The 14,125-nt window shown below is 70.0% G+C and carries 17 protein-coding genes; 7 read left to right on the top strand and 10 right to left on the bottom strand.

Annotated elements, in window-relative coordinates; all coding sequences use genetic code 11:
• Positions 1–163: 163 nt before the first annotated feature.
• Positions 164–1,606 (bottom strand): DUF7059 domain-containing protein, encoded by a 1,443-nt coding sequence (locus tag FHS44_RS20780; RefSeq protein WP_184717123.1) that lies wholly within the window; start codon positions 1,604–1,606, stop codon positions 164–166.
• 137 nt (positions 1,607–1,743) lie between these two features.
• Here FHS44_RS20780 and FHS44_RS20775 point away from each other — a divergent pair, with 137 nt between their 5' ends.
• Entirely contained in the window at positions 1,744–2,055 is a 312-nt protein-coding gene (locus FHS44_RS20775) for a hypothetical protein (RefSeq protein WP_184717121.1), read from the top strand.
• A 154-nt stretch (positions 2,056–2,209) separates the two neighbouring features.
• Here FHS44_RS20775 and FHS44_RS20770 read toward each other — a convergent pair whose 3' ends face one another.
• Together FHS44_RS20770 and FHS44_RS20765 are read right to left on the bottom strand one after the other, a co-directional pair.
• Positions 2,210–2,812: a TetR/AcrR family transcriptional regulator gene (locus FHS44_RS20770; RefSeq protein WP_184717119.1), complete on the bottom strand. Its 603-nt coding sequence runs from the start codon at positions 2,810–2,812 to the stop codon at positions 2,210–2,212.
• A 57-nt stretch (positions 2,813–2,869) separates the two neighbouring features.
• A complete protein-coding gene (locus tag FHS44_RS20765; protein WP_184717117.1) occupies positions 2,870–3,409 on the bottom strand; it encodes a GNAT family N-acetyltransferase in 540 nt (179 codons plus the stop codon).
• Between the two features lie 85 nt (positions 3,410–3,494).
• Between FHS44_RS20765 and FHS44_RS20760 the strand changes: the two genes are divergently transcribed.
• Positions 3,495–3,989 (top strand): winged helix-turn-helix transcriptional regulator, encoded by a 495-nt coding sequence (locus tag FHS44_RS20760; RefSeq protein ID WP_184717115.1) that lies wholly within the window; start codon positions 3,495–3,497, stop codon positions 3,987–3,989.
• Here FHS44_RS20760 and FHS44_RS20755 read toward each other — a convergent pair.
• Positions 3,919–4,596 carry a VC0807 family protein gene (locus tag FHS44_RS20755; protein WP_184717113.1) on the bottom strand — a complete coding sequence of 226 codons (678 nt, stop codon included), beginning with the start codon at positions 4,594–4,596 and terminating at the stop codon, positions 3,919–3,921. The genes FHS44_RS20760 and FHS44_RS20755 overlap by 71 nt on opposite strands.
• Before the next feature lie 149 nt (positions 4,597–4,745).
• Here FHS44_RS20755 and FHS44_RS20750 point away from each other — a divergent pair, with 149 nt between their 5' ends.
• Positions 4,746–5,510 carry an SURF1 family cytochrome oxidase biogenesis protein gene (locus FHS44_RS20750; RefSeq protein WP_184717111.1) on the top strand — a complete coding sequence of 255 codons (765 nt, stop codon included), beginning with the start codon at positions 4,746–4,748 and terminating at the stop codon, positions 5,508–5,510.
• Here the strand turns inward: FHS44_RS20750 and FHS44_RS20745 are convergent.
• The gene (locus tag FHS44_RS20745; RefSeq protein WP_184717110.1) at positions 5,507–6,181 is read right to left on the bottom strand and encodes a hypothetical protein; all 675 of its coding nucleotides are present in this window, start codon (positions 6,179–6,181) and stop codon (positions 5,507–5,509) included. The genes FHS44_RS20750 and FHS44_RS20745 overlap by 4 nt on opposite strands.
• A 95-nt stretch (positions 6,182–6,276) precedes the next feature.
• Complete coding sequence (locus FHS44_RS20740; RefSeq protein WP_184717108.1) at positions 6,277–6,987, bottom strand: hypothetical protein; 711 nt, start codon at positions 6,985–6,987, stop codon at positions 6,277–6,279.
• 187 nt (positions 6,988–7,174) lie between these two features.
• Between FHS44_RS20740 and FHS44_RS20735 the strand changes: the two genes are divergently transcribed.
• Positions 7,175–8,371 carry an amidohydrolase family protein gene (locus FHS44_RS20735; RefSeq protein WP_184717106.1) on the top strand — a complete coding sequence of 399 codons (1,197 nt, stop codon included), beginning with the start codon at positions 7,175–7,177 and terminating at the stop codon, positions 8,369–8,371.
• 1 nt (position 8,372) lies between these two features.
• Here FHS44_RS20735 and FHS44_RS20730 read toward each other — a convergent pair whose 3' ends face one another.
• A complete protein-coding gene (locus FHS44_RS20730; RefSeq protein WP_184717104.1) occupies positions 8,373–8,717 on the bottom strand; it encodes a YkvA family protein in 345 nt (114 codons plus the stop codon).
• Between the two features lie 207 nt (positions 8,718–8,924).
• On the opposite strand from FHS44_RS20730, the gene FHS44_RS20725 reads away from it, so the two are divergent.
• On the top strand, positions 8,925–9,398 hold the full coding sequence (locus FHS44_RS20725; RefSeq protein WP_312863750.1) for a GNAT family N-acetyltransferase: 474 nt from the start codon (positions 8,925–8,927) through the stop codon (positions 9,396–9,398).
• Here the strand turns inward: FHS44_RS20725 and FHS44_RS20720 are convergent, their stop codons facing one another.
• On the bottom strand, positions 9,399–10,829 hold the full coding sequence (locus FHS44_RS20720) for an amidase (protein WP_221461105.1): 1,431 nt from the start codon (positions 10,827–10,829) through the stop codon (positions 9,399–9,401). It abuts the gene before it with no gap.
• A 748-nt stretch (positions 10,830–11,577) separates the two neighbouring features.
• Positions 11,578–11,901: a hypothetical protein gene (locus FHS44_RS20715; protein WP_184717099.1), complete on the bottom strand. Its 324-nt coding sequence runs from the start codon at positions 11,899–11,901 to the stop codon at positions 11,578–11,580.
• A 46-nt stretch (positions 11,902–11,947) separates the two neighbouring features.
• Here FHS44_RS20715 and FHS44_RS20710 point away from each other — a divergent pair, with 46 nt between their 5' ends.
• Complete coding sequence (locus FHS44_RS20710) at positions 11,948–12,085, top strand: hypothetical protein (protein WP_184717097.1); 138 nt, start codon at positions 11,948–11,950, stop codon at positions 12,083–12,085.
• 52 nt (positions 12,086–12,137) lie between these two features.
• Here the strand turns inward: FHS44_RS20710 and FHS44_RS20705 are convergent, their stop codons facing one another.
• Positions 12,138–12,914: a bestrophin-like domain gene (locus FHS44_RS20705; RefSeq protein ID WP_184717095.1), complete on the bottom strand. Its 777-nt coding sequence runs from the start codon at positions 12,912–12,914 to the stop codon at positions 12,138–12,140.
• A gap of 347 nt (positions 12,915–13,261) precedes the next feature.
• On the opposite strand from FHS44_RS20705, the gene FHS44_RS20700 reads away from it, so the two are divergent.
• Positions 13,262–14,041 carry a hypothetical protein gene (locus FHS44_RS20700; RefSeq protein ID WP_184717093.1) on the top strand — a complete coding sequence of 260 codons (780 nt, stop codon included), beginning with the start codon at positions 13,262–13,264 and terminating at the stop codon, positions 14,039–14,041.
• Positions 14,042–14,125 lie beyond the last annotated feature (84 nt).

The raw sequence follows: 14,125 nt of genomic DNA, 5'->3' as shown, positions 1-14,125 counted from the left end.
CGATGACCGGCCGCCTCACTGTGACGACCGGCCGGACTCGGCACGATCCCTTACCCCCCGGGACCGCACCGTGCCCACGTCCAGAGCTTCCCGTCCGACGTTCAACATCGGATCAACAACCGATCGGTGGGGAAATCCAGAGATATACACAGCCTGTGGATAATCAGGCGGTGGATATGTGGAAAAATCCCTCAGCGATCAGGGGCCGGAGCGCCTCGGGAGCACGAACCCGCAGGTCAACGGCATCCTGGTCGGTCAGCTCCGCGATGGCCGCGAGCAGCGGACCCAGTGGATAATCCCCGTCGCACACCCCCGCCAGCGCCGCCTCCACGGTCCCCACCCGGGCCGTACGGCACAGCCCCCGCGTCTGCCTGAGCACGATCCGCGAGGGGTCCTCAGCGCCGGGCGGACCCGTCCGCTCCTCGACGACGCCCTCGGCCAGCACGAGCCGGGCACCGAGCAGTTCCTCGTCGCTGAGACGGTGGGCCACGCCGACCGAAGCGAGCACCTCGTCCACGTAACCGCCGACCGGCAGCTCGACCCGCTGCCCGAGCTCCTCAACCCTGACCACCGGATCGAGGCTGCCGGAGTCGTGCAGGGTGATCCAGCCGAAGCCGATCCCGGTGACCTTCATGGCCTCGAACCAGCCGAGCCAGTCGTCGTAGAGCTCCCGGTATCGGGGCGTGCCCTGCTCGGCGGCGTCGCGCAGCCACAGTTCGGCGTACTCGGCGGGGTCCTGCACGTCGCGCTGCACCACCCAGCCGTCGCAGCCGGTCCCCGCGAGCCAGCCGCCTACCCGGTCACGCCAGTCCTCGCCCTCGACGTGCAGCCAGTTGGCCAGCAACTGGCAGGTGCCGCCCTGGGACAGGAAACGGGGAGCGAGCCGTACGAGATCGTGGCAGAAACCGTCGGCCTCGAAGCCGGACTCCCGGTAGGTGAACCGGCCCCGGGGAGAGATCACGAATGGCGGGTTCGAGACGACCAGGTCGAACCGTTCCCCCTCGACGGGCTCGAACAGCGACCCCTGCCTGGCGTCCACCCCGTCGATCCCGGACAGCGCCCAGCTCAGCCGGGCCATCCTGAGCGCGCGCCGGTTGACGTCGGTCGCCACGATCTCCCGCGCCCGCTCCGCCAGGTGCAACACCTGCACGCCGCAGCCGGTGCCGAGGTCGAGGACGCGCCCTGCGGGACGCCTTGAGACGAGCTGGGCCAGGTTCGCCGACGCCCCTCCGGCACCCACGACGTGGTCCTCGCGCAGCGCCGGATCCCCCGGCCTGACCTTGCGGTCGGAGACGACATAGCCGCCCGTCTCCCACGGCTGCAGGTGCACCTTCGCACTGACGAGCCCGTCCTGTACGGCCAGCAGCCCGGCTTCGACGAGCGGATCGACCGGAAGCCAGTCCGGCGCCTCGACCGGAGCCCCGAGCCACCACAGCCGGATCAGCGTGCCGAGCGGGTCGCCGTCGCGGGTCGCGCGCAGCGCGGGGGTCGTCTCCTCACGGGCGAGCGCGGTCGCGGCGACCGTGCCGAGGCGCTCGCGGACGCCGTCGAGGGTGTAGCCGGTTTCGAGCAGCAGCTCTCTGAGCCGGGCGGGAAGATCTCTCACCCGGCCATCCTCCCGCAGCCTTCGTGCGGACCGGAGTGACCCGATCGTTGCAGACGGTCGTAAGCGTTCTGCAAGCGCGACTCAAGCGGGAGACGGTACCAATGGGGAGTCGCTCCACCCGGTGGTAAGGACCCGAGATGCTGATCCCCTGTTTGGCCTGCGAGTCCCGCTTCCGGCCCGACGAGTATTTCCGTGCCTGCCACGACTACAACCGGGGCCGGGACATGGTCGCGTGGACCTGCCCGAGGTGCGGCAACCGGGACGAGCTGCGGGTCCTGCCGGGCGAGCTGGGCTTCGGGTATCCCAGGCAGGGCAGGTTCGACGTCAGCGACCGGATCCGCGTGCCCGGTCTGCGGCGTCAGCGCCAGGACCTGCGGCTGGACATCTCGCTGGACGAGAAGGTCTGGCGGGTGCCCACCCGGACCCGGCAGCTCGCGGGAGCACGCTGAGGACCGCTCCGGCCCGGACGAACCCCCGGACTCCGGGCCGGAGCTCTCAGACGCTTGACCTGGGTTCTCACAGAGGCCGGGTCGCGACGGCGCTGGGCCGTGGGCGGTGGGTGATGGGTGCGGCGACGGGGGACAGGCGGGCGAAGCCGTACGGTCAGGAAGGCGCGGGACGCTGGCGCAGACTGTGCCATGCCGCCTCGCACAGGCCCGCGATCTCCTCGGGGGTCGGCTGGTGCGCGCCCGCGAACCACAGGCGGCACATCTCGGTCGCCGGGCCCAGCCAGAGCACGTAGCACATCGTCGGCGGCACCGGCTGGAGCAGGCCCTCCTTCATGTGCGGGCGCCACCAGTCGGCGACCTGCCGGAAGAACGCCCTGCGCGACTCGGAGACCTCGGTGCCGCCCGGTTCGTCACGCTTCGGCGGGCGCTCGCTGAGCAGCAGGTGTGCCCGCTCCCTGTTGTCGCCGTACCACCTCATGTGCAGAGCGACGATAGCCTCGATGCCCTCCTTCGCCCCCTCGTGACGCCGCAGCTCGGCGAGGAAGACCTCCTGGTACATCCGGAGGGTGTCGGCGTAGAGCACGCCGAAGACGTGTTCCTTGCTCGCGAAGTGGTGGTAGAAGCTGCCGACGCTGACGCCGCTCTCCTCGCGGAGGCTGGCCAGGGTGGTGGCCGAGACGCCGTCCTGGCTGAACCGGCGGAGCGCGCCCTCGATGATCCGGGTACGGCCGTCGCGTCCGTGCTTGGCACTTTTCACGGTGTCAATGGTGCGCCAACAGAACCTTGTTCCGCAAACGATGTCCGGCTGGCGGACTCAGAGGTCGATAATAACGCTCCGTTCGCCGTCACCACCCGGCGCGACGCCTTCTCCAAGGGCCGGTTCCGCCGGGGCGCTTATCTCGACGGCTCCCCGCGAGGTCCTGGCGACGGCCTCGGGCCACAGTCTCCTGATCATCGCCAGGACCAGGTGGTTGTCGGCGAGCACGTCCATGTTCACGGTCCTGGCGCCGTTGACCGAGGCCCGGCGCAGCAGCCTGCGGACCAGGCGGGAGCCGATGCCCCGCCCCTGCCAGGCGTCGGCGACGACCACGGCGATCTCGACCTCATCGCCCGTCGTGAGACCCATCGCGTGCCCGACGACGTCCTCCCCGCTCACGGCGAGCAGCACGTCCCGCCGGTCGTCGGCCACGAGCAGCCGCCCGGCCATGTCCGCGTCGACGGCGGTGAGGAAACGCAGGTGCCGCGTCCTCGGCGACAGCCCGGCCAGGAAGCGCCCGATCGGCTCCCCGTCGTACGGCCCGGCCGCCCTGATCTCGACGGCGGCACGTGTGAGAACCCCCTGAGTTCGTAACATGGACTTAGGGTTCCTTCGCCTGCTGGGTATGTCAAGTAGACTTAGCCGCGTTGGAGGTGACGTCGTGACGACCTACGATGCGTCCATGAGCGACACGCTCCGCCCTGACAACTGCTCCATCGAGCGCGCGCTGGCGATCGTGGGCGAGAAGTGGACGCTCCTGGTGCTCAGGGAGGCCTTCCTCGGGGTGCGCAGGTTCGCCGAGATGCAGGCCTACATCGGGGCCCCGAAACAGATCCTCAGCGCCAGACTCGCCCGTCTGGTCGAGGAGGGGCTGCTGTGCAAGGTCCCCTACCAGGAGCCCGGCCAGCGCAGACGCGACGAGTATCGGCTGACCCCGATGGGCCGCGACCTCTATCCGGCCCTGGTGTCCCTGATGCAGTGGGGCGACCGCTATCTCGCCGACCCCGAGGGGCCGCCGATGCTCCTCACCCACCGCGACTGCGGCGCCCCGCTCGAACAGCACTTCCGCTGCGCCGAAGGACACGTGATCTCCGGCCCGAGGGAGATCACGGCACTGCCCGGTCCTGGAGCACGCCGTACGGTCCCTGATGGTCAAGTGCCCGCAGGCAGCGCCTGAGGCCGAGCACCGAGACCAGCCCGGCGCCGCCGAGCAGCACGGCCACCAGCGAGGTCCGCACCAGGAGATAGGTCTCCAGGGTCTGGGTGAGCAGCAGCCACACGCTGAGCGAGGCGTTGAGAAGCTGCGCGCCGCCCCACAGCACCGACTGCCCCACGAAGAAGCGGCGCATCCGGGGGTGTTCGAGCAGGTGGCCGGGGAGCGGGACCAGGTCGGTCGCCACCCGCTGGACGAGCGGCCTGCGCATCGGCGCGGTGAGCAGGAAGCCCAGGCTCGCGCAGAGCACCCCCAGGCAGGGCTGCAGGAAGAACAGGACAGGACTGCCGGTCGCCGCGGCCAGCACCGCCCTGACCGTGATCGTCCCCGCCGCCAGCAGCACGGTCCCCGGCACCGGCTCCCGCCTGACCAGCCGCAGAACGATGCCGCCGTAGACCCACGCGACCGCGACGGCGAGCGCGCCGTACAGACCGAAGAAGACCAGCCCCGCGTAGAAGACCGCGACGGGGAGGATCATGCCCTCCAGCACCCTCGGGGCCGCGTGTCGCAACAGGGCCCCGATGCGGGGCAGTGCGACCGGAGCCGTGGGAGGCGACAGGAGCAAGGTCATCGTGCGCGGGCTCCGGGGGGAGATGGAACGGTCCGGGGGGACGGATCCATCCGACCGTACGCGATGTCCAGAGTGTCCGACAGCCTTTCCCGGACATCCGGGACCGGCCGAAGGACAGGGCGGTGGGTACGGTGCCTAACCTTGGGGGCGTGTACCGGTTCCTTCTGACTCCCCGATGGCTGGCGCTCCACGTGGTGGTTCTGCTGGTCATCCCCGCCTTCGTGTTCCTTGGCCGATGGCAGTTCGGACGTTACGAGGAGCGGTCCAGCAGCAGTCACGAGATCACCGCCAACCTCTCGGCGGCTCCCGTTCCTCTCGAAAGCCTCATGTCACCCGGCACCCCGATGCGGGCACATGACAGGTACCGCCCCGTAACGGTCACCGGCACCTTCGACGCGGCCTCCCAACTGCTGGTCCGCAGGCGCACCCAGGAGAGCAGGGTCGGCTTCTACGTGCTCACCCCGCTGCGGACCGCCGACGGCACCGGCGTCCTGGTCAACCGGGGCTGGGTCAAGGCGGGCGCGACGGCGGACGCGCTTCCCGAGGTGCCCCCGCCGAGCACCGGCGAGGTAACTGTCACCGGGCGGCTACAGCCCAGCGAGACCGAGGAGACGACCGGCATCAGGAACCGCTCCGGCCTTCCCCCCGGCCAGGTCCTGCTGATCAACACCGAGGCGATCGGGCAGGGCATGCCGTACAGGCTGCTCGGTGGATTCGTCGAGCTGACCGACCAGACGCCGAAGGCCCAGGCCGCTCCCGCCCCGGTCCCCGCGCCCGACGTCGGCGGTGGTGGTGGCCTCAATCTGGCGTACGGCGTGCAGTGGTGGCTGTTCATCGGCATCGCGGTCGGCGGCTGGATCCTGCTGATCCGCAGAGAGGCCGCCGACCAACGCGCCGAGGCGGCCAGCGCCTAGGGCAGCACCCTGCTGAGCAGGGCGCCGAGGGCCAGGGCGATCCCGCCCGCCACCAGGGAGGTCGCGACCGACATCAGGCAGCCGAGACCGCCCCAGATCCGCGCGCGTTGCCGTGGGCGCCGGTCGTAGCGGTACCACAGCGGCCTGGGTTCGAGGATGAGGAAGGCGATCGCGCCGAGCTGGCCGACGCCGAACAGCCAGAACCACGCCCACCGGTTGGCCAGCCAGGGTGTCGAACCGAGCATGATCAGGAGGGTCAGCACCCAGGCGGCGCCGATCCACCACATCCCGAGCAGCGAGGGGATCTCGAAGGGCCAGGTGGCGTACCACCAACTGGGCTGGCGCTGGACCTCCTCGGTCACCCTGACCCCCGAGGGGGCGGTGTCGGCACTGAGTCTGGCGAAGGTGTAGACGTCCTTGCCGTCGCGGATCGGCCCGGGGATGATCCTGTGCCAGACCAGCGGCCCCTCGGCCCACGTCAGCCCGCGCACCTCCCCGGGCTTGCCCCGGGGTGTGACGGGATAGATCGCGTCCGGCTGGGACATCCGGTAGACGACGACCGAGACCCTGCCCGCCTTCAGGGCCGACTGGAAGTCCGGAAGCGTCCTCGGCGTCGGCGCCATGGCCGTCACCACGAGCAGACCGCCAAACAGCAGGATCAGCAGCAGCACGACCCTGATGACCGTCCCGGCGATCCACCATCCCCGCCGTGCCTCATGTCGAGGTGATAAGTCCCCCACTTCAGAGGTCATGCCTCTTTACTACCTCATGTTGTCCAGGCGCTGATCATGCCAAGACCGAAGAAAATCATCACCGCCAGGGCAAATCCCTGTGTCCCGTTGAGTCTGGGCCGCGCGGGCAGTGCCTCGTGCGGTCCACGCCACAGCGGGTACGGCTCAAGCAGCACGTAGAGCAGCGACCCACCGACCAGGAACATCCACGTCCACGCCCAGCGACCGGCGTAGCGGTTGTTCCTTCTGGTGAGCATCAGCAGCCACGCGACCAGCTCGGCGGCGACCGCGACCGGGGCGAACGGCTCCCACCAGCGCGCGTAGGCGGGCGAGCCCATGAACAGCCCGGCCAGCCCGAACCGCTGGGGACCACGCGAGAGCCTGATCTCGACCGAGGGATCGGCCGCCTCCCGAACCCGCGCCAGGAACGCCGTCTGGACGCGTTCCTGCTCGCTCGGCACGAGTCTGGTCGTCACCGGGTCCCACACGTCGTCCGGCGGGTCGTAGTAGGCCTCGTTCCACGACAGGGAGCCGTTCGCCCAGGTCAGCGTGCCGTACGCGGGCCAGTCCCGGTCGTAGACGACCTCGGTCACCACTCCCGCGCGCAGGTCGGAGACGAGTTCCTCGGCGCTCCGCAGCCGGGGATCCTGGTTCAGGTGGACCACGACCGTGGACAGCGCCAGGACGAACAGCAGAACGACGCGCGCGCCGTACGGGATGCCGTGCCGGCCGTTCGGGATCTGCATGTCCGCTCCCGTCGCGAGATGTCCGCTGCCGGATAGATTAGGGGCTGTTTCCGGATCCTCGCCGCGACACCCCCCGCGCCCCTCGGACACACGCCCGGACACGCACGGAAGACGGTATGGGCCACAGATACCAAGCGGATATCTTGCAGGTTGTTCAGTGTGATGTCAGCGACGTACGGTTTATCGCGTGACTACGCCGCTGCTGCCCGACCCCGAGCCACGGCGGCGGGACTATGTGATCATCTCCGCTGACGACCACCTGATCGAGCCGCCCGACATGTTCCTCGACCGGCTCCCCGAGAAATACGCGGATCTCGCCCCCAGGGTGGTCGAGACCGACTCGGGTCACCAGGTCTGGAGGTACGGCGGCGCGACCTATCCGTGCGCGGGCCTCGACGTGGGCGCGGGGCTGCCCCGCGAGCAGTGGACGCTCGACCCGGTGCGCTTCGAGCACATGCGGCCCGGCTGCCACGACATCGACGCCCGGATCGAGGACATGGACCGCGCGGGCGTCTGGGCGGCGCTGTGCTTTCCCGGCATGCTCGCCGGGCAGTCGGGGATGGTCTTCGCCAAGACCCGCGACCAGGAGCTTGGTCTCGCGGTCACGCGGGCGTGGAACGACTGGCACGTGGACGTCTGGGCGGGCACCTACCCCGAGCGGATCATCGCCCTGCAACTGCCCTGGCTGACCGACCCCGAGGTCGCGGCCAAGGAGATCAGGGACAACGCGGCCAGGGGCTTCAAGGCCGTGCTCTTCCCCGAGTTCCCCACCCGGCTGCGGCTGCCGTCCATCCACACCGACCACTGGGACCCGTTCTTCCAGGCGTGCGAGGAGACCGGCACCGTCGTGTGCCTGCACACCGGCTCGGCCTCGTGGACGCCCGTCCCCTCGACGGACACGCCGATCGAGGCGATCACCACGCTGATGCCCGCGAGCGCCATGTTCGCCTGTGCCGACTGGCTCTGGTCGGGCATCCCGCTGCGCTTCCCGGCGCTGCGGATCCTCATCGTGGAGGGCGGAGTCGGCTGGCTGCCGATGCTCGCCGAGCGGGCCGACTACGCGCTCGACCACCCGGTCGCCGGGGAGGCCTCCTGGGAGGGCGGTCTCAAGCCCAGCGAGGTCCTGCGGCGCAACTTCTTCTTCGGCACGCTCAACGACCACGCCCTGTCCGGGGTGCGCTTCGCGGTCGGTCTCGAACACGTGCTGCTGGAGAGCGGCTATCCCCACTCCGACTCGACCTGGCCCGACACCCAGCAGGCCGTCGCGACGAACCTGGGCAACCTGCCTCCCGCCGACATCGCCAGGGTCGCGTACGGCAACGCCGCCCGCCTGTTCGGGCACCCGCTGCCGTCGCGTGCCTGGCTCAGGATGGAGCAGCTCTGATTCAGGAGGGGAAGACGCTCCCCTGGATGTTCCTGCGCTCCCAGTCGAGATAGCGGCCGCTCTCACCGAGCAGCGAGGCCATCAGCCACAGGAAGACGCCGAAGTCGTCGGCCACCCCGACGAGTGCCAGGAAGTCGGGGACGATGTCGATCGGCGAGAGGATGTAGACCACGCCCAGACCGAGCATGGCCAGCTTCCCCTTGGTCATGCCGGGGTACTGACCCCGCGTCACCGCGCCGACCATCCTCGGAACGGTGCGCAGTCTGGCGGCGAGTCCCGGTGAGCCCGGCTGGGACACCTGCCTGTAGACCCGCCACGCCTGTGCCGCACGCGCTGCCTTCGCCATGGGAACCCTCCTCGGGGAGCACGCTCGTCGACGGCCTTCTACCCCGTCGCCTTGAGATATAACGCGTACCCCTCTTGGGAGGTTCCCGGGGATTTATCGGCACCTTGTATGATCCGTCCTGAATTCACGGGACCGAGGGAGGTTGATGAATATGGCCCGCCAGGCGCCTCGTCAGCATGCCCCTGTCCGAACGACCTGGAGTGTCGCGTGTCTTCTTCTTCCTTCTCATCCGTCTCGTCCACGGACCTGACCACCGGACGCCTCACGCTGCGGCCGTGGGCTCCCCACGAGATCACCGCCGTCCTCGACGGCGACCGCCTGGCGCACTGGGCGCCCGACTTCCCCGCCGAGGGTGACCACGTCATCGCCGGGCTCCTCGCCAACCAGGCGGACGGGTACGGCCACCGCCTGATCGTCGAGCGGGAGAGCGGCCTGGTGGTCGGTTCCATCGGCCTGTTCTGGCCGCCGAACGAGGGCGCCCTCGAAATCGGCTACGGCGTCGTGCCCTCACGGCGTGGCCGGGGCTACGCCTCCGAGGCGACCCGGGCCATGGTGGAGTTCGCCCTCGGCCTGCCCGGTGTCCACACGGTCCACGCCGACGTGGAGCCCTCCAACCCGGCCTCGGTCCGCGTGCTGGAGAAGGCCGGGCTGCGTCCCGTCATGGTCCGCTACGCCCGGTGATCAGTGAGAGGCCGCGGGCCTGATCGCGGTGTGCGCGAAGGGGACCGCGGCCTCGATCTGGGAGGCGATCCTGATCAGCAGGTCCTCCCTGCCCGCCGCCGCGACCAGTTGGACGCCGACCGGCAGCCCCTGGGCGGTCCGGTGCAGCGGCAGGGAGATCGCGGGCTGGCCGGTCGCGTTGACCGGCGAGCTGAAGGCGACCGCCCGGTTCGTACGGCCCCGCGCCATGCTGACGTCGCCCGAGGGCAGCCAGCCGAGCGGGAACGGCGCGACCCCGAGGGACGGCGTCAGCAGCAGGTCGAAGGACTCCCACCACGCGGCCATCCTGCGCCGGAAACCATCGATCCAGTCGCGCGAGGCCACGTAGTCGACAGCGCTCAGCCCGCGTCCCGTCGCCCCGAGGATGCGGTTGCGCTCCTCGACCTCGTCGAGATCGACCGGCTTGCCACGCCAGCGCCCGATGTCCTCAAGGTCGGCCGCCACGTGGACCGCGACGACCGTGCCGAAGTGCAGCGCGAAGTCCTCCTCGCCGAGCGCCCCCGGCCCTCCCGGCTCGACGTCGTGCCCGAGCGCCTCAAGCAGCCCGGCCGCCCCGGTCACGGCCGCCGTCAGGTCGGGATCGGTCTCGCCCGGACGCCCCGGATGCTCGCTGAGAAAACCGATCCGCAGCCGCCCCGGGTCGGCCCCGACCTCCCGCGCCAGGCTCCGTGGCCAGGCGGGCGCGCCGTACGGGTCGCCCGGCATCGTTCCGGCGATCACGTCGAGGGTCGCCGCGCTGTCCCTGACCGTACGGCAGAGCATGCCCGAGACCGAGAAGCCCGCCCAGGCCTCTCCCGTGGACGGCCCGTAGCTCACCCGGCCCCGGCTCGGCTTGAGCCCGACCAGCCCGCACAGGCTCGCCGGAATGCGGATCGACCCGCCGCCGTCACCGCCCGCGGCCACCGGGACCATGCCGGAGGCGACCGCCGCCGCGGAGCCGCCACTCGACCCTCCCGGGCTGTAGCGGACGTCGTAGGGATTGCGCGTCGGCCCGAAGGCCCTCGGCTCCGTGGTGATCGCGGTGCCGAACTCGGGGGTGTTCGTCCTGCCGAGCACCACGAACCCCGCCGCGCGCAGCTTGGCCAGGCCGTACCCGTCCCGCGCCACCTCGACGCCGTCGAGCACCCGCGAGCCCGCCCGGTACGGCTCGCCCGCCATGCTCCAGCCGAGGTCCTTCACCAGGGTCGGCACCCCGAGGAAGGGCGCGTCCCCCGCGAGGCCGTCGATCTCCGCGAGCGCCCGCTCGAACCTGCGGTGGACGACCGCGTTGATCTCCCCGTCGTGTGCCTCGATCCGCGCGATGGCCGCCTCGGCCAGCTCTCTCGGTGAGACCTTCCCCGCGCGCACCGCCTCCGCCTGACCGACCGCGTCGAGGTCAAACAGGTCGTCCAACGTCTCACCACTCCTCGCCAGATCGCCCCCCTGGGCCGTGGCCCACATCCTTACCGATCGGAACGTGAAACGCGGTCCCACGGGCGAATCTTCGCGAGGGTTCCATTACCCCCCCGTGACAATCTGTTAGATGTTAGAACGTTTATGTGACGAAAAACCGGCGCGCGAAACGACGACACGCACTTCTGGGTACGGCGGTGCTGGCGACCTGTGTGGCCGCCCCGGTGGCGGGGGGAACCGTCGGGGCGTTCGCCGGTGTCCAGGACACTCCCGGCCAATGTCAGGCGGCCACCCGGAACGGGACACAGGAATGCGCCCCGCCGTACGACACACCTCCGGTCGAGGAGACAACGCCCCCAGCCCCGTCACCCGCCATCGTGGCCAGACCGGAGCCCCGGCAGGAGACCAGCCCCGAAGCCCCCGCAGCCCCCGCAGCCAAGGTGCAGGCCGAGGCCGAAGCCGCGGTCGAGTCTCCACCAGAGACCCCGCTCAAGGCCGCGGTAGAGGCTCCAGCCAGCGCTTCGGACACTGCTTCGGACAGCGCCTCGGATGGGGCTCCGAACAGTGCTCAGGACGAGGCTTCTGGTGGAGCTTCTGACGAGGTGGGCGTCGGGGTCAGGATCGGGCCGCGGTCCTGTGGGGACGGTCTGCTGGGGCCGCTGCTCGGCCTGGTCCCGCACTGCGACCCGCTCTCCAAGGCCGTGAAGCCCATCCTCTGCCTGCCGGTCGTCTCGATCCTGCTCGGCTGTCACCACCCCCACCCCCCCCCCACCCCGGAGCCCGAACCCCCGACTCCAACACCCACTCCCACACCGACGCCGACGCCGACGCCGACCGAGACGCCCTCCCCGACCCCCACCGAGACACCGACCCCCACCCCGACGCCGTCCCAGACGTCCGAGCCGCCCCCCGAGACCCCGGCCCCGACGCCTCCCTCGCCCCCGGAGTCACCCGCCCCAACGCCTCCGAGACCCCCGAGGCCGGTGCCCCCGCCGCCGCCCGTGGCGGTCTCGCCCGTCGCCGTCGTCCCGGCACCCCCGACCCGCTCACCGAGCCCATCCCCGACGCCCACACCGTCTCCCACCGCGTCGCCGAGCCCGCCGAGCGGGGTTCTCGGGATGCGGCACCAGCGAATCCAGGACCGCTTCGCCGAACGGCGTCAGGGAACCGACCGCAGGCTGGTCATCCTGGTGCTCTTCACCGGCGTGATCTCGGTCACCGCGGTCGCCCTGCTCAAGCGCAGACCCCGCAGATAACGCATGAGGCCCGGTGGCGATTGGTCGCCACCGGGCCTCGTCGCGCGCGCACTCACCCCGCGGGCAGCTTCGGGGGGAACTGGGCGTCGATCTGGTCGTACTGCTGCTGCACGGCCACGAAGTCGTCGGGCCCGACCGCGCCGGGGCCGGTGAACGGATGGCCGGTCACCATGATGAAGCCGACGCCGACGACGACCACGCCGACCCTGACCATGTCCCCGATGATCGACGCGCCCGTCGGCCTGGTCCCGACCGTCCAGGGAAGCACGACGACCAGCAGCCCGGAGACGAGCATGGAGATCACGAAGATGCTCTCAAGCCCGGTGTTGGCGTCGTCGGACCGTACGGCACGGGAGTGGAAGACGTCGGAGATGTGGCTGATGGCGTCCTGCTGGAGGACCTTGCCCGCGTCGTCGGCGGGCTTGAGCCGAAGCACCTCGGCGCGCATGTTCTCAAGCAGCTTCGTGGGGACCGGGGACATCTCGCCGTGGGCCATGAGCGGCCAGTCGAGGGAGACGCTCTTGGCGGAGTACTCCCTGATCTGGGACCGGATCGGCCCGGCCTCGGGGATCGGCGCGACCGACCAGTACAGCTCGCTGAGCGCCTCGGTCTCCGCCTGGACGTCGGTCTGCGAGGTCGAGATCGCGTCCCGGCAGAGCACGACGGCGTAGGCCAGGACGAGCAGGTAGATGGCGAGGGAGAGGTTGGCGGCGAAGTCGATCGACGCCGAGCCGTTGTCCTCTCCCGCGTGCCCCCTCCTTCTGAGGACGAGAAGCGCGATCAGCGTGATCGCGACGGCGACTACCACCAGCACGCTTATCCAGCCCATGGAACTCCCTCGGATCAGCCAAGAATGTAACTACTGAGGGTAATCTTTTCATTACGCAAATGCCCACGGTTCCGCCACAGTTCCCTCACGAAGTTGGCGATCCCGGATGAGCCGGTACGGCGGGCACGCTTTTCCCGTCCGTTCCGGCGATCTTCCCTCTTACGGGACGGTGGGACAGGCTTTCGGGAACACGGATACTTTGTCCCGTTTATTGACATTCGGCCTGTTCAGCGGGGCGCACGGTGATCGCCAGGGCGGGGCAAATTTCGCGATGTTCGAGGGTCGCCGAGGTTCCGGCGTGGGATTGATCCTTCTTGTGGAAGGGCTTCCGCGACAAGGGATAAAAAATGGGGATACGTCCCTGTAGACGGAGAGCGGCCCGGCTTACGGCGGGAGCACTTCTGGCTCTGCAGATCTCGTTCATCGCCCTGGCCTCGGACGGCAACGCCGAGATCGGGACCGCCAACTCACCGGCCGCCGTCATGATCGTGGACCCGCCTGTCGTGTCCGCGCGGGTGGCGAGGGCCGGACTCTACGACCTCGGCGTCCTGGAGACCGCCAGGCACTACACCCGCGACCTGTACCGACGGTCCGTCGCCCTGCGCGAGGCCGTCGATCTCGACACGGGACTGTGGGAGCGGGAGGGTCTGAGCGAGCCCCAGCGACCCGTGGGCGAGTCCCGGGTCAGGAAGAGCCAGGTCCAGACGAGCGCCAGAACGGCACACCGCCTGCCCTCGGTACGGATGGCCCACACCCAGGCCGCGCAACTGCTGAAGCAGGCCGGGCTCGGCTGGAAGTCCTCCGGCCGGTGCACCAGCCGGGGCAACGGACGCTGCACGTCCCTTGAGGCCGTCAGGACCGAGACGGTGAACAGGGTGATCGACCTGAAGCGCGAGAGCAAGTGTCCCGTCGTCATCACCGGCGGCACCGAGGTCGGCCACGCCCCCGGTCTCTACAGCCACTACGGGGGCTACAAGCTGGACATCAAGCCCAACCAGTGCATCAGCCGCTACATCAAGAGCGAGTTTCCCTACCAGCGGACCAGGGGTGACGGCGCCCCGCTCTACGGGGACTCACAGACCGTCTACGCCAGGGAGTCCAACCACTGGGACATCCTCTTCCGCTGAAACCCGCTGAGGCCCGTTGAGGCCCGTTGAAACCGCTCCGGGCGGGCCGTACGACGACGACCCGCCCGGAAACAGAGGCATGAG

The organism is Streptosporangium saharense (assembly GCF_014203715.1).
Taxonomy (GTDB): Bacteria; Actinomycetota; Actinomycetes; order Streptosporangiales; family Streptosporangiaceae; genus Streptosporangium; species Streptosporangium saharense.
Note: the sequence above shows the minus strand (reverse complement) of the source record. Positions and strands in the feature narration are given on the sequence as shown.